This is a genomic window from Aeromonas sp. R2-2, from assembly GCF_040908355.1.
Classification (GTDB): domain Bacteria; phylum Pseudomonadota; class Gammaproteobacteria; order Enterobacterales; family Aeromonadaceae; genus Aeromonas; species Aeromonas veronii.
In genome coordinates this window covers 1-18,861 of sequence record NZ_JBFODQ010000057.1, presented here as the reverse complement: position 1 = coordinate 18,861, position 18,861 = coordinate 1, and the positions used below count along the sequence as shown (strand labels likewise).

Annotated in this window: 18 protein-coding genes; 16 read left to right on the top strand and 2 right to left on the bottom strand. The window is 56.2% G+C overall.

All coding sequences use genetic code 11. The features are described 5' to 3' along the window. Nucleotides 1-54: 54 nt before the first annotated feature. The 8 genes from AB5Z09_RS10215 to AB5Z09_RS10180 all read left to right on the top strand — a co-directional run bounded on the left by AB5Z09_RS10215 (nucleotide 55) and on the right by AB5Z09_RS10180 (nucleotide 6,711). On the top strand, nucleotides 55-795 hold the full coding sequence (locus tag AB5Z09_RS10215) for a heme ABC transporter permease (RefSeq protein WP_021229891.1): 741 nt from the start codon (nucleotides 55-57) through the stop codon (nucleotides 793-795). A 2-nt stretch (nucleotides 796-797) separates the two neighbouring features. Further along, nucleotides 798-1,004, top strand: a complete 207-nt coding sequence (ccmD, locus tag AB5Z09_RS10210) for a heme exporter protein CcmD (protein ID WP_005353657.1) — start codon at nucleotides 798-800, stop codon at nucleotides 1,002-1,004. Next, nucleotides 1,001-1,492 (top strand): cytochrome c maturation protein CcmE, encoded by a 492-nt coding sequence (gene ccmE / locus AB5Z09_RS10205; protein ID WP_005334685.1) that lies wholly within the window; start codon nucleotides 1,001-1,003, stop codon nucleotides 1,490-1,492. Before ccmD ends, ccmE begins: the two co-directional genes overlap by 4 nt. 82 nt (nucleotides 1,493-1,574) lie before the next feature. After that, nucleotides 1,575-3,530: a heme lyase CcmF/NrfE family subunit gene (locus tag AB5Z09_RS10200; RefSeq protein ID WP_193860087.1), complete on the top strand. Its 1,956-nt coding sequence runs from the start codon at nucleotides 1,575-1,577 to the stop codon at nucleotides 3,528-3,530. Next, nucleotides 3,527-4,057, top strand: a complete 531-nt coding sequence (locus AB5Z09_RS10195; RefSeq protein ID WP_005353655.1) for a DsbE family thiol:disulfide interchange protein — start codon at nucleotides 3,527-3,529, stop codon at nucleotides 4,055-4,057. Before AB5Z09_RS10200 ends, AB5Z09_RS10195 begins: the two co-directional genes overlap by 4 nt. 11 nt (nucleotides 4,058-4,068) lie before the next feature. Then, the gene (locus AB5Z09_RS10190; protein ID WP_144712272.1) at nucleotides 4,069-4,548 is read left to right on the top strand and encodes a cytochrome c-type biogenesis protein; all 480 of its coding nucleotides are present in this window, start codon (nucleotides 4,069-4,071) and stop codon (nucleotides 4,546-4,548) included. After that, the gene (gene ccmI / locus AB5Z09_RS10185; RefSeq protein ID WP_368195230.1) at nucleotides 4,545-5,813 is read left to right on the top strand and encodes a c-type cytochrome biogenesis protein CcmI; all 1,269 of its coding nucleotides are present in this window, start codon (nucleotides 4,545-4,547) and stop codon (nucleotides 5,811-5,813) included. Before AB5Z09_RS10190 ends, ccmI begins: the two co-directional genes overlap by 4 nt. Nucleotides 5,814-5,898: 85 nt before the next feature. Then, entirely contained in the window at nucleotides 5,899-6,711 is an 813-nt protein-coding gene (locus AB5Z09_RS10180; protein WP_005334673.1) for a VacJ family lipoprotein, read from the top strand. A 112-nt stretch (nucleotides 6,712-6,823) separates the two neighbouring features. Here the strand turns inward: AB5Z09_RS10180 and sodB are convergent, their stop codons facing one another. Further along, nucleotides 6,824-7,408, bottom strand: coding sequence for a superoxide dismutase [Fe] (gene sodB / locus AB5Z09_RS10175; protein ID WP_005334664.1), 585 nt, complete (start codon nucleotides 7,406-7,408; stop codon nucleotides 6,824-6,826). Nucleotides 7,409-7,696: 288 nt separating this feature from the next. Between sodB and AB5Z09_RS10170 the strand changes: the two genes are divergently transcribed. The 6 genes from AB5Z09_RS10170 (at nucleotide 7,697) to AB5Z09_RS10145 (ending at nucleotide 14,955) form a co-directional block, all read left to right on the top strand. Continuing rightward, nucleotides 7,697-8,041 (top strand): Grx4 family monothiol glutaredoxin, encoded by a 345-nt coding sequence (locus tag AB5Z09_RS10170; RefSeq protein WP_005353650.1) that lies wholly within the window; start codon nucleotides 7,697-7,699, stop codon nucleotides 8,039-8,041. Between the two features lie 359 nt (nucleotides 8,042-8,400). Next, nucleotides 8,401-9,405 carry a bifunctional threonine ammonia-lyase/L-serine ammonia-lyase TdcB gene (gene tdcB, locus AB5Z09_RS10165; protein WP_005334660.1) on the top strand — a complete coding sequence of 335 codons (1,005 nt, stop codon included), beginning with the start codon at nucleotides 8,401-8,403 and terminating at the stop codon, nucleotides 9,403-9,405. A gap of 11 nt (nucleotides 9,406-9,416) precedes the next feature. Then, the gene (gene tdcC / locus AB5Z09_RS10160) at nucleotides 9,417-10,748 is read left to right on the top strand and encodes a threonine/serine transporter TdcC (protein ID WP_005362021.1); all 1,332 of its coding nucleotides are present in this window, start codon (nucleotides 9,417-9,419) and stop codon (nucleotides 10,746-10,748) included. A gap of 56 nt (nucleotides 10,749-10,804) precedes the next feature. Beyond that, nucleotides 10,805-12,163, top strand: a complete 1,359-nt coding sequence (tdcD, locus tag AB5Z09_RS10155; protein WP_368195229.1) for a propionate kinase — start codon at nucleotides 10,805-10,807, stop codon at nucleotides 12,161-12,163. A 44-nt stretch (nucleotides 12,164-12,207) separates the two neighbouring features. After that, nucleotides 12,208-14,502 (top strand): formate C-acetyltransferase, encoded by a 2,295-nt coding sequence (gene pflB / locus AB5Z09_RS10150; protein ID WP_368195227.1) that lies wholly within the window; start codon nucleotides 12,208-12,210, stop codon nucleotides 14,500-14,502. 69 nt (nucleotides 14,503-14,571) lie between these two features. Beyond that, complete coding sequence (locus tag AB5Z09_RS10145) at nucleotides 14,572-14,955, top strand: RidA family protein (protein ID WP_368195226.1); 384 nt, start codon at nucleotides 14,572-14,574, stop codon at nucleotides 14,953-14,955. Nucleotides 14,956-15,036: 81 nt separating this feature from the next. On the opposite strand, the gene AB5Z09_RS10140 is transcribed toward AB5Z09_RS10145, so the two are convergent. Beyond that, the gene (locus AB5Z09_RS10140; RefSeq protein WP_368195224.1) at nucleotides 15,037-16,248 is read right to left on the bottom strand and encodes an RsmB/NOP family class I SAM-dependent RNA methyltransferase; all 1,212 of its coding nucleotides are present in this window, start codon (nucleotides 16,246-16,248) and stop codon (nucleotides 15,037-15,039) included. 215 nt (nucleotides 16,249-16,463) lie between these two features. Between AB5Z09_RS10140 and AB5Z09_RS10135 the strand changes: the two genes are divergently transcribed. Beyond that, entirely contained in the window at nucleotides 16,464-18,440 is a 1,977-nt protein-coding gene (locus AB5Z09_RS10135) for a reprolysin-like metallopeptidase (RefSeq protein WP_216955861.1), read from the top strand. Then, nucleotides 18,437-18,766 carry a hypothetical protein gene (locus tag AB5Z09_RS10130; protein ID WP_120415664.1) on the top strand — a complete coding sequence of 110 codons (330 nt, stop codon included), beginning with the start codon at nucleotides 18,437-18,439 and terminating at the stop codon, nucleotides 18,764-18,766. Before AB5Z09_RS10135 ends, AB5Z09_RS10130 begins: the two co-directional genes overlap by 4 nt. Nucleotides 18,767-18,861: the final 95 nt, after the last annotated feature.

Genomic DNA, 18,861 nt, shown 5'->3' with positions numbered 1-18,861 from the left:
GGTCGGTATGGTAGGCCTCGCCAAACGATTAATAACAAAAAGGTTTTGTGAGCTATGTGGAAATGGTTGCACCCTTATGCCAAACCGGAGCGTGCCTATCAGCTGGCAGGCACGCTGTTGCCCTGGTTTGTGGTGATTAGTCTGCTCTCGTTTGTGATCGGTACTGTCTGGGGCCTCGCGTTTGCGCCAGCGGATTACCAGCAGGGAGATTCGTTCCGGATCATCTATATCCACGTGCCTTCCGCCATTCTCTCCATGGGAGCCTACTCCACCATGGCGGTGGCCGCCTTTATCGGCCTGGTGTGGCAATTGCGGATGGCGGACATGACGGTTGCAGCCATTGCGCCGGTCGGCGCCGTATTTACCTTTATTGCCCTCTTTACCGGTGCCGCCTGGGGCAAGCCGATGTGGGGAACCTGGTGGGTGTGGGATGCGCGGCTCACCTCTGAACTGATCCTGCTGTTTCTCTACCTCGGCGTGATTGCTCTCTACAACGCCTTCAGCGACAAGGTGGTCGCTGGCCGTGCGGCCGGCATTCTGGCACTGGTTGGGGTGATCAACCTGCCCATCATTCACTACTCGGTGGAGTGGTGGAACACCTTGCATCAGGGGGCTACCATCACCAAATTTGACAAACCCTCCATTTCACCCGAGATGCTCTGGCCGCTGTTGATCATGATCCTGGCGTTTGCCGCGTTTCTCGGGGCCCTGACCCTGATGCGTTTTCGTAATGAACTCCTGATGCGGGAGTGGCATCGCCCCTGGGTCAAAGAGATTGCAGAGCAGGAGAAGTAAGCATGCACTTTGCCTCTTTCAGTGATTTTATGGCGATGGGCGGTTACGCCTTCTATGTCTGGCTCTCATTTGGCCTGACGCTGGTGTGTCTGGTCGGCATCATCATTTCTACCCGCATGAAAACCCGCAGCCTGCTCGCCGAGTTGCGCAGCAAACAGGCACGTGAGGCCCGTCGCAAGGCGGCCCAGCAGATGGAGAACACCCTATGAACCCGAGACGCAAAAAACGCCTCACCATCATTCTGGCCATTACCCTGGGTCTGGCGACCGTCAGCGGGCTGGTGCTCTACGCACTCAGTCAGAATATCGACCTCTTCTACACCCCGAGCGAGCTGGTGGAGGGGAAGGGGCCGGACAAGATCAAGCCGGAAGAGGGGCAGCGCCTGCGCATCGGTGGATTGGTCGTGCCGGGATCGGTACAGCGGGATCCCCAGAGCCTCAAGGTTGCCTTCAAGCTGGTGGATAATGGCGGTCATCTGGTGAAGGTCGAGTTTGACGGCATCCTGCCGGATCTGTTCCGTGAAGGGCAGGGGATTGTTGCCCAGGGCACCCTCAAGGATGCCACGACCGTAGAGGCGTTCGAGGTGCTGGCCAAGCACGATGAGAACTACATGCCGCCGGAAGTGGCCGATGCCACCAACGGCATGCACTTCAAGCCGGAGTATACCGAGGCGCAGTTGAAGGGAGCCAAGCAGTGATCCCTGTGGTGTTTGCCTTTTCCGCTTTGCCTGCCGTGCGTGGTGCGGCTGTTGTCACCGTTCAATTGAAAGGAATGCCTTCATGATCCCGGAATTAGGTCAGTTTGCGCTGATCCTGGCCTTTGCCACCGCCCTGCTGCTGGGTAGCTACCCGCTGCTGGGCGCCAGTTGGGGGCGTCTTGGCATGATGTCGGCGGCCCGTCCGCTCGCCTATGCCCAGTTCTTGCTGCTGCTGCTGTCGTTTCTCTGCCTGACCTGGGCCTTTATCGATAACGACTTCACCGTGCAGTATGTGGCCACTAACTCCAACAGCCTGCTGCCGCTAGCATATCGCATTTCCGCCGTATGGGGCGCCCACGAAGGCTCCCTGCTGCTGTGGGTACTGACCCTGGGTGGCTGGACCGCGGCGGTAGCCATGTTCAGCCGCCGTCTGCCGCTCGATGCTGTCGCGCGGGTACTCGGCGTGTTGGGGCTGATCTCGGTCGGCTTCACTGCCTTCGTGTTGTTCACCTCCGATCCCTTCACCCGCACCTTGCCCTATTTCCCGGTAGATGGTCGTGACCTCAATCCGCTGCTGCAGGATCCGGGTCTTATCTTCCATCCGCCGATGCTCTACATGGGTTATGTGGGCTTCTCGGTAGCGTTTGCCTTTGCCATTGCTTCGCTGATGACCGGTCGTCTCGATGCGACCTGGGCCCGCTGGTCTCGTCCCTGGACCATGGCTGCCTGGGTATTCCTGACCCTCGGCATAGTGCTCGGCTCCTGGTGGGCCTATTACGAACTCGGTTGGGGCGGCTGGTGGTTCTGGGATCCGGTAGAAAACGCCTCGTTTATGCCCTGGCTGGCGGGTACCGCTCTGCTGCACTCGCTGGCGGTGAGCGAGAAGCGCGCCACTTTCAAGGCGTGGACCGTGCTGCTGGCCCTCTCCGCCTTCTCGTTGAGCCTGCTGGGTACCTTCCTGGTGCGCTCCGGCGTGTTGGTGTCGGTCCATGCGTTTGCCTCCGATCCGACCCGCGGTCTGTTTATTCTCGGCTTCCTGCTGGCGGTGATCGGCTCATCCTTGCTGCTGTTTGCCTTCAAAGGCTCGCAGGTGAAGAGCCACGGCAAACACGAGTTGTGGAGCCGCGAGACCCTGCTGCTTTGCAACAACATCATGCTGGTGGCGGGTCTGCTGACCGTGCTGCTCGGTACCTTGCTGCCGCTGGTGCACAAGGAGCTGGGGCTGGGGAGCATCTCTATCGGTACTCCCTTCTTCAACCACATCTACAGCTGGCTGATCATCCCGTTTGCCCTGCTGCTGGGGATTGGCCCGCTGTTTCGCTGGCGTCGTCAGGAGCTGGGGGAACTCAAAAGCAAGGTGGTTGTGGCACTGGTGCTGAGTCTGGCCGCAGCCTTGCTGTTGCCGCTGCTCTTTGCCGAAACCTTCAAGCCGTGGGCGGCGGTAGGGATTGGTCTGGGGGCCTGGATCATCGTCACCAGCGTGCAGGAGACCTGGGCGCGGGCTACCCACAAGCACAGCTTTGCAGTCGGTGTGCGCAAGCTTGGCAACAGCCACTGGGCCATGATCCTCGGCCATGTGGGGCTGGCAGTCAGCATCATAGGTATCGCCTGCACCCAGAATTACAGCATCGAGAAGGATCTGCGGATGCAGGCGGGTGATCGGGTGCACTTTGCCGATTACGAGTTCGTCTTTGCCGGGATCAAGGAGAAGAACGGTCCCAATTACGATGGCTTCAAGGGCGTGCTGGAAGTGCACCGCAATGGCAAGCAGGTCGCCCTGCTCAAGCCCGAGAAGCGGATGTACAAGGTGAGCCGGATGCCGATGACCGAGGCGGCCATCGATGCCGGTATCACCCGCGATCTCTATGCGGCGCTGGGGGAACAGCTCGACAACGGTGCCTGGGCGGTGCGGATCTACTACAAGCCGTTCGTGCGCTGGATCTGGTTCGGCGGCGTCTTTATGGCTATTGGTGGCGTGCTGGCGATGCTCGACAAGCGTTACCGTTTCGGCCGTCGTGAGGAGGAGGCCAAGGCATGAACAAAAAGACCTGGTTGTTTTTAATCCCCTTTATCGTCTTTTTGCTGGGGGCTGTGTTCCTGTTCAAAGGGCTCTACTCAGATCCCACCAAGCTTGAGTCCGTGATGGTGGGCAAAGAGGTGCCGGTGTTCACCCTTCAGGACATTTACGATCTGAACAAGCAGCACGATCGCAGTATCCTGACCGGTCGCCCCATGCTGCTCAACGTTTGGGCCACTTGGTGCCCCACCTGCTACGGCGAGCACACCTACCTCAAACAGTTGGCAGGGCAGGGTATTCCCATCATCGGCATGAACTACAAGGATGAGCGTGACAAGGCGATCAAGTGGCTGGCGGAGCTGGGCAACCCCTATCAGGTCAACCTCTATGATCCGGACGGCATGCTGGGGCTGGATCTCGGTGTATATGGCGCGCCGGAGACCTTCTTTATCGACAGCAAGGGGATCATCCGGTATCGCCACGTGGGGGATATAAACCCCGAGAACTGGGCGTCGACCCTCAAACCCATCTTTGATGCCATGAAGTGAGGGGAGTCCTGATGAGAGTATTTATTGCTTCCCTGCTGCTGTTGCTGGGATGGGTGGTGCAAGTACCCGCCATGGCCGCTATCGATGTCTACACCTTCGACAACGACAATCAGGAGCAGGTCTTTCGCGAACTGACCAAGGAGCTGCGTTGCCCCAAGTGTCAGAACCAGGATATCGCCGACTCCAATGCGGGGCTGGCCAAGGACTTGCGCGACAAGACCTACCAGATGGTGCGCGAGGGTAAGGATAAAGAGGAGATCGTGGATTACATGGTGGCCCGCTACGGCAACTTTATCCTCTATAACCCGCCCCTAATGGCCTCCACCCTGATCCTCTGGCTCGGCCCGCTGCTGGTGATCCTGATCGGTGGCGCCGTGGTCGTGATGCGCAGCCGCCGGCCCCCTGCGGTGAAAAAACAACTGGATAACGCCTTGAGCGAGGAGGAGCAGCGCCGACTGGCCGAGCTGCTCAAAGAGGAAGAGAAACAATGACCGCTTTTTGGATAGTGATTGCGGGCTTGCTGGTGCTGGTGAGTCTGGCGCTCGTCGTGCCGCTGTGGCGTGGTGAAGGCAAACAGAGCATCAGTCGCTCGGCGCTCAACAAACAGCTCTATCGCCAGCGGCTGCTGGAGATTGGCGAAGAGCGCGAGCAGGGTGTCCTGGCTGAGGAGTCTGACTCGCTGGTCGAGCTGCAACGAAGTCTCTTGGATGATATTCCCGATGTGGAGCAGACCGCCCGCAGTGGCAAGAGTCTGATCTGGATCCCTGGTGTACTGGTGCTGTTGGTGGTGAGTCTGGGGCTCTACTACAAGTTGGGCTCCTGGCAAGAGGTGAGTCGCTGGCAAGATGCCAGCAGCCGTCTTGGAGAGTTGAGTAATCGTATTTTGGTGGAGCGGGATGCCCAGGTGACCGAGCAGGATCTGCTGGATTTCACGCTGGCACTGCGTACCCGCCTCAAGGATGAACCGAACGACTACCGCGGCTGGCTGCTGCTGGGACGCTTGGCGCTGGATGGCAATGATCCCGAGATGGCCAGCGAGGCGCTGGAGCGGGCCTACACGCTGGCCCCCCAGAAGTCGCTGGTGGCGGTGCCCTATGCGCAGGCGCTGATGATGACGGGGGATGAGGCGCAAGCGGATGCCCTGTTGCAAGCGGCTATCGCGCAGGATCCGGACAATATCGAAGCACGCTCCGTCTATGCCTTTATGGCGCTGCAAAAAGAGGACTTCCAGACCGCGCTGGCTCGCTGGCAGGCGATGTTGCCACTGATGGAGAAAGGTACCCCCCGTTACGTGATGGTCGAGCGCTCCATGGAGTACGCCCGCGCGCAGCTCAAGCAGCGCGGCATCGAGGTGACGAATTCAGGCGCAGCCAAAGCGGGCGCAGTTGAGGGACAACCGTTGGCGGTGAAGGAGGGGGAATTCCCCATCCACGTCACGTTGGCGGCGGGCATTCAGATGCCGGAAGATGCCCATCTCTTCGTCTTTGCCGTGGTGCCCAACGGGCCGCCCATGCCCATCGCCGTGAAGCGTATCGCAGGGCCAACCTTGCCTGTTACCCTGTCACTCGGGGATGGCGATGCCATGATGGAAGGCAGCAAACTGGCGGCCTATCCGGAGCTGCAGTTCAAGGCGCGTCTCTCGCGCGGTGGCAATGTGATGAACAAGAAAGGAGCCTTCGAAGGGGTATCCGTGCCGGTCAAGACGGCCGAGATCCCTGCTGCTCCGATTGACATCCGCATCGATCACGCCCTCTAATATGCCTTTGGATAACCCGGCTCCTGGATAGGAGCCGGGTTATCTATACTTCTGATAAATCAAAATAAAACGTCAGGACAATCATATGTATCTTCGTTCAGGGGCCATACTGGCAGCCCTCTTGCTGGCTGGCTGTGCCGGTGGCCCACCCAAGCCTGGCCCAGAGAGTCTGGATCTCAATCCCGGCATGAATAATCCGGGTGCCACCAGTACGGCGGCCGATCCGCGCGATCCCTTCCAGGGGGCCAACCGGGCCATGTGGGCGGTCAACTATGATGTGCTGGAACCCTATGTGGCACGTCCTGTGGTACATGCCTATGCCCGCTACATTCCGGTAGGGGTGAAGGATGGCATTGCCAACTTTGTTGCCAACTTTGATGAGCCAAGCAGCATGGTGAACCATCTGATCACCGGTGATTTGAAGGGGGCGGGCACCAACCTGGGGCGCTTTACCCTCAACACCACGGTCGGTCTGCTGGGTATCTTCGATGTGGCCAAACATGCCGGTCTCGAGCGCAACAAGCTGGAGATGGACACAGTGCTGGGCAGGGCCGATATCGGTAATGGTGCCTACATCATGGTGCCTGTCTACGGCCCGACTACCACCCGGGAGCTGGTTGGTGATGCGATTGACAGCTTCTACTTCCCCTATGCCCTGTTAACCTTCCCGATGAAGGTTGCACACTGGGCACTGGATGGCTTGGGCACACGTGCCAAGCTTATCGATCAGGAGCGGATCATCGACAACTCCCTCGATCCTTATGCGCTGACCAAGGACTTCTACCTGCAATATAACCAGGGCAAGGTGACGGGGAAGCAGACCGAGCTGAAAGCGTCTCAGCAAGAGCAGGCCGACGATGCCAATCTGGATGAATATATGGACGAGTTGGACCAGTAAACGGGTCATCTCGATATGTAAAAGGCGCCTGCGGGCGCCTTATTCATTTTCGCAGCCATATCGAGATAAAAAAACGCCCCGCAGTGCGGGGCGTTTTGGCAAGCGAGGCTGATTAGGCAGCCAGATTCTTGGCCACGAATTCCCAGTTAACCAGAGCCCAGAAGGTTTCCATGTACTTCGGACGCAGGTTGCGGAAGTCGATGTAGTAGGCGTGCTCCCACAGGTCAACGGTCAGCAGCGGGGTGGTACCGGCTTCAGTCAGCGGGCAGCCAGCGTTGGAGGTGTTGACGATAGCCAGAGAGCCGTCAGCTTTCTTCACCAGCCAAGTCCAGCTGGAACCGAAGTTGCCGATGGCTGATTTGGTGAAGGCATCTTTGAACTCGGCGAAGGAGCCGAATGCCTTGTTGATGGCATCAGCCAGGGCGCCAGTCGGCTCGCCACCGCCATTCGGGGAGAGGCAGTGCCAGTAGAAGGTGTGGTTCCAGATCTGGGCGGCGTTGTTGAAGATGCCGCCGTTGGAGGTCTTGATGATCTCTTCCAGAGACTTGCCTTCAAACTCGGTACCCGGCACAAGATTGTTCAGGTTGACCACGTAGGTGTTGTGGTGCTTGCCGTGGTGATATTCCAGAGTTTCCTGGGAGATGTGCGGTTCCAGAGCGTTGATTGCATAGGGCAGAGCGGGAAGTTCGAATGCCATTTTCTACTCTCCATTGGCTGGACCGTGCGAAGGCGACGGTTGCAAGACATTGCGTACTCTTTTCTATATGTGAAAAGAGTTGTTTTTAAAATGATGGGGCTGGGTAGCCCAAAGCCAAGGGATTGTAGCAGTATCAAAGATGGCCTAACAACTCTTGATTGGCGCCATGATCGCGATCAATCCAGTGTGGGTTCTTTGCACAATTCGAGCCGGGTCACCCCTTTGTCAGTTTGTGCTCGGGCAAGATTGCAGTAGAATGGCCGCCGAAATCGCTCTAGTGAGGCACCTATGGAAACTATTGAAAAGATTAAGCAGCAGCTGGCTGACAACCCCATCATCATCTACATGAAGGGCTCCCCCAAGCTACCCAGCTGTGGCTTCTCTGCCCAGGCCTCCCAGGCTCTGATGTCCTGCGGCGAGCCGTTTGCCTACGTTGATATCCTGCAAAATCCGGATATCCGCGCCGAATTGCCAAAATTCGCCAACTGGCCGACCTTCCCCCAACTGTGGGTTGAAGGTGAGCTGATCGGTGGCTGTGACATCATGATCGAGATGTTCCAGGCTGGCGAGTTGCAGGCTCTGATCAAAGAGACTGCTGCCAAGTACAAGAAAGATGATGCTGCAGCCGAGTAATCGGTTCTGTGTTGTCGAGAGGGAGCCTTATAGGCTCCCTTTTTTATTGTCCCGGTTCTGGTAGGCAAGCAACTGATTGCCGGTTGCAAAAAGCAACGCAATTACCCTGAAAAATCTAATCTTTACGGCTTTGTTTTGGAGTTGTTAATTATATTATTTGCCAATATTTGATTACTTTTTTTAATCCCTTTGGATTCAAGTGTTGCTGCTATCACATTTTTTGATAATTTCACCGTAACGCAGTCTCTTTGTAGATTTTTTTGTGTTTATGCTCACATTAATTGCAAGTGATAGAACCTAGTATCGCTTCGCCCTGTGAAATAAAACCCTACAAATTAATAAATAAAAAGAGATTTGCGATGAAGATGTATAGCAATCTGCCCATTGGTCTTCATGATATTACTGAAGCCAAAAAAAGACTGACCAATCATATATACAAGACCGCGCAACTACCCTCTAACTACATCAGCGAACGTTGCCATGGCGAGGTTTACCTCAAGCTTGAAAACATGCAACGTACAGGCTCTTTTAAAATTCGTGGTGCCTTCAACAAACTCAGTTCATTAAGTCTGGAAGACCGACAAAAAGGTGTTGTCGCCTGCTCGGCGGGCAATCATGCCCAAGGTGTATCACTCTCCAGTGCCATGCTGGGAATTGATGCCAAGGTGGTCATGCCTTGCTGTGCCCCCAAATCAAAAATTGCTGCAACCAGTGACTATTCAGCCAAAGTGATCCTCCATGGAAATAGCTTCAATGACACCATTGCCAAAGTCAGCGAAATCGTGGAGATGGAAGGCCGCGTATTTATTCCCCCCTTCGACGATGCAAAAGTGATTGCCGGCCAGGGCACCATTGGCCTGGAAATTATCGAAGATTTGTATGATGTCGATAACATCATAGTGCCGATCGGTGGCGGTGGTTTGATTGCCGGTGTTGCCATGGCTATCAAATCTATTAATCCGACCATCAAGGTGATTGGTGTGCAATCCGAGAATGTGCACGGTATGGCGGCCTCTTTCTATGCCGGTACCATGACCAATCACAGAACCAGCAGCACGCTGGCCGATGGCTGTGATGTGGCAAGACCCGGTTCACTGACCTTCGAAATCGTCAAACAATTGGTGGATGATATTGTACTGGTCACCGAGGATGATATTCGTCATAGCATGGTTGACCTTATTCAGCGCAACAAGGTGATTACCGAAGGGGCGGGAGCTCTGGCCTCGGCAGCGCTGCTCAGTGGCAAGCTGAAACATTATGTCGAAGGTAAAAAGACCGTCAGCATTATTTCGGGTGGCAATATTGATCTGACCCGGATCGCCGAAATTATCGAACAGAACAATATTCGTCAATTTAGCCTGTAAGGAATGCAGTCATGATATTAGACAGTGTTGTCACCGGCAGTAAAGAGAATACTCGTGCATGGCGTAAATCGGATACCACATGGGGATTAGGTCTGTTCGGTACTGCTATCGGGGCGGGGGTCTTGTTCTTTCCAATCCGGGCCGGATATGGTGGCCTGATCCCAATATTAATCATGTTGGTGCTGGCTTACCCCATTGCATTTTATTGCCATAGGGCGTTGGCCAGATTATGTCTTTCTGGCAGTAATCCATCGGCAAATATTACCGAGACCGTTGAAGAACATTTTGGAAAGATGGGAGGAGTGGTAATTACCTTCCTCTATTTCTTTGCCATCTGCCCACTGCTGTGGATATATGGTGTGACGATCACCAATACCTTTATGGCATTTTGGGAGCATCAACTACAGTTGGTTCCGCTTAATCGAGGTGTGGTTGCACTGGCATTGTTGATGTTGATGGCATTCGTGATCTACTTCGGTAAAGATCTGATGGTCAAGGTGATGAGCTATCTGGTCTTTCCCTTTATTGCCAGTCTGATCGTTATCTCTCTCTCCCTCGTCCCGTACTGGAACAGTGCCGTCTTTGATCAGGTCAATCTGAGCGAGATATCGATGTTTGGTCATGATGGTATTCTGGTTACCGTCTGGCTGGGGATCTCCATCATGGTCTTCTCCTTCAACTTCTCGCCGATTGTCTCCTCTTTCATCGTCTCCAAACGGGAAGAGTATGAGCAGGAGTTCGGTCGTGATTTTACCGAGAAGCGCTGCTCGAAGATTATCTCCGGTGCCAGCATGCTGATGGTGGCCGTGGTGATGTTCTTTGCCTTCAGCTGCCTCTTTACCCTGTCACCGCAAAATATGGCGGAAGCCAAAGCCCAGAACATTCCGGTGCTCTCCTATCTGGCCAACCACTTCTCCTCAATGACGGGCAGCAAGTCTGCGTTTGCCACCACTTTGGAGTATGCGGCGTCCATCATTGCGCTGGTTGCCATCTTCAAATCCTTCTTTGGCCACTATCTGGGGACGCTGGAAGGGTTGAACGGCCTCATCCTCCGCTTTGGCTACCAGGGCGACAAGAGCAAGGTTTCCAGTAAAAAACTCAACATGGTCAGTATGTTGTTCATCATGGGTTCGACCTGGCTGGTCGCTTATGTGAACCCCAACATCCTCGACCTGATTGAGGCAATGGGGGCGCCAATCATCGCTTCCCTGCTCTGTCTGCTGCCGATGTATGCGGTGAGCAAGACACCTGCGCTGGCCAAATATAAAGGCCAGGCCAGCAACGTGTTTGTCACCATCATCGGTGTGCTGACCATCCTGAATATAGTTTCCAAGCTGTTCTGAAAACCTTTTCTGCAAGTCATCAGCCATTCAGGCCCTGACCCTTTGGCAGGGTCTGCATGGCGCAGTCAGAAGCGCGCAATAACCGGTTCTTGGTTGGCCCAATTATGTGGGCCCAGAGCAAGGCTATCCGTTATTTGGCCACCACAAACAGTGGTAAATATGTTCTGACTGCAGTGACTCGACATCATAAATATCGAGGCGATGTAATGAAGTTTGATTCGTTGGTTCTGGTTATCAATTGCGGCTCTTCGTCGGTCAAATTCTCGGTACTGGATAGTCAATCCTGTGAGGTGGTGATATCCGGTATGGCGGATGGTATTGAGACGGCCCATCCCCAATTGCAAGTGGGTAAAGAGCCCGCAATGTCATTAGCTGAAAATAACCACACCTGTGCATTGGCTGCCATCGCGGCGGAATTGAAAAAACGGGATCTGCTGGATGCCATTGCACTGGTTGGTCATCGTATTGCTCATGGTGGTAGTGAATTTAGTGAAGCCGTGATCATTGATGAACATGTATTGGCCAAAATCAAGCAGGTGTCACCTTTGGCTCCCCTGCATAATCACGCAAATCTGAGCGGTGTGATGGCGGCTCGTCAGCTATTTCCTACACAACTCCAAATTGCGGTATTTGATACCGGTTTTCACCAGACCCTGAAGCCGGAAGCTTATATATATGGGCTGCCTTACCAATATTTGCAGGATTACGGCGTGCGCCGCTATGGCTTCCACGGTACCTCCCATCGCTATGTCGCCGAGCAGGCTTGCGTATTTATGGGGCTGGATGAGCAGCATGCCGGTCTGGTCATCGCCCATCTGGGCAATGGCGCCTCTATTTGCGCGGTACAGGATGGCAAGAGCGTCGATACCTCGATGGGGATGACGCCGCTGGAGGGGCTGATCATGGGCAGCCGCAGCGGCGATATCGATTTTGGCGCGCTGGCCTATATCGCCAGCAAGACCGGGCAATCCATCGAGGATATTGAACGGGTATTGAACAAGCAGTCCGGCCTGCTGGGTATTTCGGGGCTCTCCTCGGATATGCGGGTATTGGAAGCTGCCTATCACGAAGGGCATCCCGGGGCGAAATTGGCCATTCACGCCTTTGCCCATCGTATTGCCCGCCATATCGGTGGTCATGCCACCTCATTGCGCCGACTGGATGCCGTTATTTTCACCGGCGGTATTGGCGAAAACTCGGCCTTTATCAGAAAGCTGGTATGCGAACGACTTCAGGTATTTGGCGTAGCGATCAGCGAGCCGTTTAACCAGCGTCCCAATAGCGAGGGCTGCCGGATAATTTCGGCGGCAGAATCCATGGTACTGGCGGCGGTTATTCCCACCAATGAAGAGAAAATGATCGCGCTGGATGCCATTCGTCTGGGGCTGAAGGTTCGTCAGGCCGAGTGCGTCTGACATCTTCCACTGTAGTGTCATGAGTAGTGAATGAGGTTTATTTGATGAAAGTTGATATGCAATTGGATCAGGATAAATTCCGTCAGGCATGGCAAGGGTTTGTCGGTGAAAACTGGAAGCACGAGATCAACGTCCGTGATTTTATCCAGCAGAACTACACCCCCTATGAAGGTGACGAACAGTTTTTAGCAGATGCCACCGAAGCGACCACCACTTTATGGAACAAGGTGATGGAGGGGATCCGCATCGAGAATGCCACCCACGCGCCCGTTGATTTTGATACCAATATTGCCACCACAATCACCGCCCACGGGCCGGGTTATATCGAGCAGGGGCTGGAAAAAATCGTTGGCCTGCAAACCGACAAGCCCCTTAAAAGAGCACTGCATCCATTTGGCGGCGTAAATATGATCCGCAGCTCTTTTGAAGCATATGGCCGGGAGATGGATCCCGAATTTGAATATACCTTCAGCGAATTGCGCAAAACCCATAACCAGGGCGTGTTCGACGTCTACTCTCCCGAGATGTTGCGCTGCCGAAAATCAGGAATTTTGACCGGTTTGCCGGATGGTTACGGCCGTGGTCGCATTATCGGAGATTATCGTCGGGTCGCGCTCTATGGCATAGATTATCTAATCCGTGAGCGGGAGCTGCAGTTTGCCGATCTGCAACCGGCGCTTGAGCGGGGAGAGCAGCTGGAGCAGGTGATCCGCCAGCGCGAGGAGCTGGCCGAGCACAAGCGGGCACTGGTGCAGATCAAGCAGATGGCGGCCAACTACGGCTTTGACATCTCCGGGCCGGCACGCACTGCCCAGCAGGCAGTCCAGTGGCTCTACTTTGCCTATCTGGCGGCGGTGAAGTCGCAAAATGGCGGGGCCATGTCCCTCGGTCGCACCGCTACCTTCCTAGACATCTATATCGAGCGGGATCTGAAGGCGGGGCTTATCAGCGAGCAGGATGCCCAGGAGCTGGTCGATCACTTCATCATGAAGGTCCGCATGGTACGTTTCCTGCGTACCCCCGAGTTTGACTCCCTCTTCTCCGGCGACCCCATTTGGGCCACCGAGGTCATTGGTGGCATGGGGCTGGATGGTCGTACTCTGGTGACCAAGAACTCCTTCCGTTACCTCCACACCCTCAAGACCATGGGGCCGGCGCCCGAGCCCAACCTCACCATCCTTTGGGCGGAAGGATTGCCGCGGGCCTTCAAGACCTATGCCGCCCGCGTCTCCATCGATACCTCATCCCTGCAGTATGAAAACGATGACCTGATGCGCACCGACTTCGAGAGCGATGACTACGCCATCGCCTGCTGCGTGAGCCCCATGGTGATCGGCAAGCAGATGCAGTTCTTCGGTGCACGCGCCAACCTGGCCAAGACCCTGCTCTATTGCATCAACGGCGGGGTGGACGAGAAGCTTAAGATCCAGGTTGGTCCGAAAGTGGCGCCCATCATGGACGAGGTGCTGGATTACGAGACCGTCATGGCCAGCCTCGACAGCTTTATGGATTGGCTGGCGGTGCAGTACATCAGCGCGTTGAACCTGATCCACTACATGCACGACAAGTACAGCTATGAGGCCTCGCTGATGGCGCTGCACGATCGCGACGTCTATCGCACCATGGCCTGCGGCATTGCCGGTCTGTCGGTGGCGGTCGATTCGCTGGCGGCCATCAAGTACGCCAGGGTCAAGCCGGTGCGCGATGCTGACGGGCTGGCGGTCGATTTCGTGATTGAGGGGGAGTATCCCCAGTACGGCAACAACGATGAGCGGGCCGACTCCATCGCCTGCGATCTGGTCGAGCGCTTCATGAAGAAGATCCAGGCGCTGCCGACCTACCGCAATGCGGTACCGACCCAGTCGATCCTGACCATCACCTCCAACGTGGTGTATGGCCAGAAGACTGGCAACACCCCGGATGGCCGCCGCGCCGGTGCCCCGTTTGCACCGGGAGCCAACCCGATGCACGGTCGGGATCGCAAGGGGGCGGTCGCTTCGCTGGCCTCGGTGGCCAAGCTGCCGTTCAAATACGCCAAGGACGGGATCTCCTACACCTTCTCCATCGTGCCGGGGGCGCTCGGCAAGGAACCCGCCAATCGCGAGAGCAATCTGGTGGGGCTGATGGATGGCTACTTCCATCATGAGCGGGATGTGGAAGGGGGTCAGCACCTCAACGTCAATGTGATGAATCGCGAGATGCTGCTGGATGCCATCGACAATCCGGACAAGTACCCCAGCCTGACCATCCGGGTCTCCGGTTATGCGGTGCGCTTCAACGCCCTGACCCGCGAGCAGCAGCAGGACGTCATCTCCAGAACCTTCACCAACATGATGTAGCTCTCATGCCCGGGGTGAGCAGGCTTGCTCCGGGCCTACTTTTTGTTTGTCAGCACGAGGAAGTAACAGATGCGACAGGTTATCACTACCAAGGCGGCGCCGGGCGCCATCGGCCCCTATGTGCAGGCCACCCGGATTGGCAACATCCTCTACACCTCCGGTCAGATCCCGCTGGACCCGGTGAGCGGCGACGTTGCGGAGGGGATCGAAGCGCAGACCCTGCGCTCCCTGCAAAATCTACAGGCGATTGTCGAGGCGGCAGGCGGCGAGGTGCGCAACATCTTCAAGACCACGGTGTTTGTCTCTGATCTGAACGACTTTGCTGCGGTGAATCAGGTCTACAACGACTTCTTCACCGAGCACGATGCCATGTATCCGGCTCGCTCCTGCGTAGAAGTGGCTCGGTTACCGAAGGATGTGAAGATCGAGATAGAGGCGATTGCTGCGCTGTAACCCCATCGGGAGTGTGTCAGCAAGCCAAAACAGAGCGGCTGCCAATGGCAGCCGCTTTTTTCTATATGGTCATCGGGCAGATCAGGCGATCCGTTCGATACGAGCCATGTAGAAGCCGTCGAAGCCGGTCTCGGACGGGCTCACGGTGTGATCGTCACGCAGACGGAAGTTTTCGTTGGCGGCGAGGAACTTGTCCACCTGCTGGCGGTTCTCCTCGGGCAGGATGGAGCAGGTTGCATAAACCAGCAGGCCGCCGACTTTCACCATCTGGCTGTAACGCTGCAGGATCTCTTCTTGCAGCGCGACCAGCACCGGCAGACGCTCGGCGGTATCACGCCACTTGGCATCCGGATTGCGCTTGAGTACGCCCAGACCGGAGCAGGGCACGTCCAGCAGCAGGCGATCTGCGCTCTCTTTGAGGCGCTTGACGGTCTTGCTGCTGGTGATGACCCGGGTCTCCACGTTGTGGGCACCGGCGCGACGAGCGCGTTGCTTGAGGTTCTCCAGCTTCCACTCTTCCACATCCATTGCCAGCAGACGGCCTTTGCCCTGCATCATGGCGGCGATATGCAGGGTCTTGCCACCAGCACCGGCACAGGCGTCGATAACGCGCATGCCTGGGGCAACTTCCAAAGCGGCAGCAACCAGCTGGGAGCCTGCGTCCTGCTGTTCGAAGCAACCATCGGCAAAGGCCTTGGTACGGAACAGGGCGGCGTCGGAGGTGACCTGCAGGGCAGTCTCCACACCTTCAACCGGAATGGTGGTGACCTGTTCTTTGGCCAGCATGGCCTGCAGCTCATCACGGGTGCACTTGAGGGTGTTGACCCGCAGGTAACGCTTGGGCATCCAGGCCAAGGCTGCACGCTCGGCAGGCCAGGCTTCACCCAGCTGCTCGCTGCCCAGTTTCTCCAGCCAGCTCGGGCAACCATCCATCAATACCGGGTTCTTCTTCGCCTCGGTCAGACGGCGGCGGAATGCTTCTTCATTGAAGCGATCCAGGGTCGGGTGGTTGGGCTGGGCAATTTTGTGGAATGCGTGCCAGCTGTGAAGCAGCGGCCAGACATTCTTTTCGGCCTGACGCACCTGAATACCGGTGAGGAAACAATAGAGGCTGAGACGGCGCAGCAGGTCGCCGGTGACCAGGGCAATCCTTGCCTGTTCTTGCGGTTTGAGTTCGATGCCGGAGAAGTGACGGGCATAAGCGCGGTCGAGGGTAAGACCCTGACCGAGCACATCGTCAACAATGGCAACGACCAGATCCCCGAAACGGGGCAACAGTGGGGATTTGAGCATGAGATTAACCTTGGCCAGATAAAGATGAACCGCACCTTTGTGAAGAGGAGCAGTTCTAAAATTGACAAATCCGCGCAATGATAGGGGTTAGACGGGGTTGGCGCAACACTCCCCATGGGTGAGTGGCTGAAACAGTGGCGCCGGGCTTTTTGATTCGGCGGGATAGTGATGCCGGTAATGGTTCAAAAAAGTGCATGACTACAAGGATGACAAAGATGCATGTGACCAGTAAGTGTTCGTTGGCCTTGTTAGTGGCCAGTTTGTTGGGGTCAACCAGCCTGATGGCCAGCGAGTGGAGCACGGTAGCCGCCAGAGCGACTGCGGAGCAAGGTTATGAGGTGCGGGCTAATCAGTTTCGGGTGGCCAAGGTGCCGCTCGACTATTTTGCCGGGCTGCAAGCCGGGGCGAGTGAGCTGACCCTGCCGCTGCCCGATGGGGGGGAGGTCACCTTTGCTCTGGAAGCCTACGACTTGCTGCCTGCAGATCTTGCCGCCAAGTATCCGCAGATCCGCACCTTCAAGGGTCACAACCCGGCGTATCCGATAGAGACAGGGCGCTTCGATCTGGGGCCGCAAGGTTTCCACGCCATGTTCAGCCATCAGGGCAGGATGGTGTTTGTCGATCCGCTGCGCAATGCCGAAGGCTACGCCGTCTATTACCAGCAGGATGCCCATAGTCGATTGGAAGAGGCTGCAGATGAGGTGATAGGGCCCAAGCTCAGCAAACTGGTGCGCAAGGTGCAAGTGGATGGCAATGTTCGCAAGCGCTACGTCATTGCCATTTCGGCGACAGGAGAATTTACCCAATACCACGGTGGCTCCAAAGCGCTTACCATGGCGGCGATTGCGACCTTGCTCAACCGCGTCAATCAGGTCTATCAACGGGATGTGGGCGCCGAATTCGTGCTGGCCAGTGGCAATGACAACCTGATCTTTACCGATCCGGCCAGCGACTTGTTTGCCAATGATAATTCGGATGCGCAGACCAATATCGGGGTACAGGCTTATTACTTTACCAATATGCAGCTCGGTAATTTTGATATCGGCCATGTCCTGAATACCAATGGCGGCGGTCTGGCCGGATTGGCAGTGCTCTGCACCAATCAGAAGTCTGGTGGGATGTCGGGTTCACCCACACCGGTAGGAGATGCCTTCTTCGTTGACTATGTGGCTCATGAAATTGGCCACCAGTTTGGTGCCGATCATACCTTCAACGGCACTACCGGGAGTTGCGGTGCAGGTACCCGGGTTGCCAATCAAGCCTATGAGCCAGGTAGTGGCAGCTCCATAATGGCCTATGCCGGTATTTGTGGTGATGAGAATATCCAGACTCACAGCGACCCCTATTTTCATAGCAAGTCCATCGAGCAGATGCGTGCGCACATGGCGACCGTATCGACTTGTGGAACCACACTCGCGTTGAGCAATAATGCCCCGCAGGCAGCAGCAGGGGGGGACTATGTGATCCCTGCCAATACGGCCTTTATGTTAAAAGGGGCTGGTGGAGATCTGGATAATGATTCTCTGCTCTACAACTGGGAGCAGATCGATCTGGGTACTGAATCGAGTAGTGCCGCCACCATGATTGACGATGGCTCCCGGCCGCTGTTTCGTTTTGTCTCTCCCACGGCATCGCCGGAGCGGATCCTGCCGAGTTTGCCATCCCTGCTCTCCGGCACGCTTGCCAAAGGAGAGGCCTGGCCGACTACCAACCGGGATCTCAATTTCAGACTGACGGTGCGTGATGGTCAGGGTGGCGTTGCCAGTGATGACATGAAAGTGCAAGTGATCAATACCGGCGCGGCATTTCGCATCACCAACCCGTTTTACGGGGTGACTCTCACTCCGGGGGCCAGTCAGGCCGTAGCATGGGATGTGGCAGGCACAACTGTGGCGCCGATCAGTTGCAGCAAGGTGGACATCTCGGTGACTCAGGATGAGGGCGTAAGCTGGACAATGCTCGCCGCCGGACAACCCAATAACGGCGCAGCAACGGTAACGTTGCCTGCCGATCTCACCAGCAGCGTCAGGCTGAAAGTGGCATGCAGCGACAATATCTTCTTTGCCATCAGTCCCCTCAAATTGCCTCTGGTGCAAGGTGGCTCGACTTCAGGTGGCGGCGGTGGTGGTGGGGCGCTCGGATTGTGGACGCTGGCTCTGGCGCTGCTCGGCTGGCAACGGAGGCGCACATGAAGGGAGTCCCTCTGTTGCTGCTTGTCATGCTCGGCGGTTGTCAGGCCGATGCCAGCACGCTGGAACAGGAGCTGAGTGCAAACCTCGCCAGGCAGGATTACCGCCTGATAGTGATAGCCGGGCGGGGAGAGTTCGCCCCCGGTATTGCAGCCGAGCAGCAGGCAGAGGCCAAGGCGCGCTGTGGCAAGCGTTATCTGGATGGATTGGGCGATGTGATAAGGCCCGGTCAGCAAGAGATACATGCCAAGTTGAGTGCTTACGCCAGCGAGTATAACCAGCGTATGGTGATTCATTGCCCAATAGCATCGGGCGCTGGCAAGCAGTAATACACCAACGAACCAATCCAAATGGAGGGGATACTCATCCCCCTATCTATCCGTGAAGGCGCCAATGGCGCCTTCACTTTTTTCCGTTGTTGAAT

Coding starts and splice junctions, on each gene's coding strand:
- AB5Z09_RS10170 (WP_005353650.1), top strand. CDS start 7,697: ATGGAAACTATTGAAAAGATTAAGCAGCAGCTGGCTGACAACCCCATC.
- AB5Z09_RS10200 (WP_193860087.1), top strand. CDS start 1,575: ATGATCCCGGAATTAGGTCAGTTTGCGCTGATCCTGGCCTTTGCCACC.
- AB5Z09_RS10195 (WP_005353655.1), top strand. CDS start 3,527: ATGAACAAAAAGACCTGGTTGTTTTTAATCCCCTTTATCGTCTTTTTG.
- tdcB (WP_005334660.1), top strand. CDS start 8,401: ATGAAGATGTATAGCAATCTGCCCATTGGTCTTCATGATATTACTGAA.
- AB5Z09_RS10130 (WP_120415664.1), top strand. CDS start 18,437: ATGAAGGGAGTCCCTCTGTTGCTGCTTGTCATGCTCGGCGGTTGTCAG.
- ccmE (WP_005334685.1), top strand. CDS start 1,001: ATGAACCCGAGACGCAAAAAACGCCTCACCATCATTCTGGCCATTACC.
- ccmI (WP_368195230.1), top strand. CDS start 4,545: ATGACCGCTTTTTGGATAGTGATTGCGGGCTTGCTGGTGCTGGTGAGT.
- ccmD (WP_005353657.1), top strand. CDS start 798: ATGCACTTTGCCTCTTTCAGTGATTTTATGGCGATGGGCGGTTACGCC.
- AB5Z09_RS10215 (WP_021229891.1), top strand. CDS start 55: ATGTGGAAATGGTTGCACCCTTATGCCAAACCGGAGCGTGCCTATCAG.
- AB5Z09_RS10180 (WP_005334673.1), top strand. CDS start 5,899: ATGTATCTTCGTTCAGGGGCCATACTGGCAGCCCTCTTGCTGGCTGGC.
- AB5Z09_RS10145 (WP_368195226.1), top strand. CDS start 14,572: ATGCGACAGGTTATCACTACCAAGGCGGCGCCGGGCGCCATCGGCCCC.
- tdcD (WP_368195229.1), top strand. CDS start 10,805: ATGGCGCAGTCAGAAGCGCGCAATAACCGGTTCTTGGTTGGCCCAATT.
- sodB (WP_005334664.1), bottom strand. CDS start 7,408: ATGGCATTCGAACTTCCCGCTCTGCCCTATGCAATCAACGCTCTGGAA.
- AB5Z09_RS10140 (WP_368195224.1), bottom strand. CDS start 16,248: ATGCTCAAATCCCCACTGTTGCCCCGTTTCGGGGATCTGGTCGTTGCC.
- AB5Z09_RS10190 (WP_144712272.1), top strand. CDS start 4,069: ATGAGAGTATTTATTGCTTCCCTGCTGCTGTTGCTGGGATGGGTGGTG.
- pflB (WP_368195227.1), top strand. CDS start 12,208: ATGAAAGTTGATATGCAATTGGATCAGGATAAATTCCGTCAGGCATGG.
- tdcC (WP_005362021.1), top strand. CDS start 9,417: ATGATATTAGACAGTGTTGTCACCGGCAGTAAAGAGAATACTCGTGCA.
- AB5Z09_RS10135 (WP_216955861.1), top strand. CDS start 16,464: ATGCATGTGACCAGTAAGTGTTCGTTGGCCTTGTTAGTGGCCAGTTTG.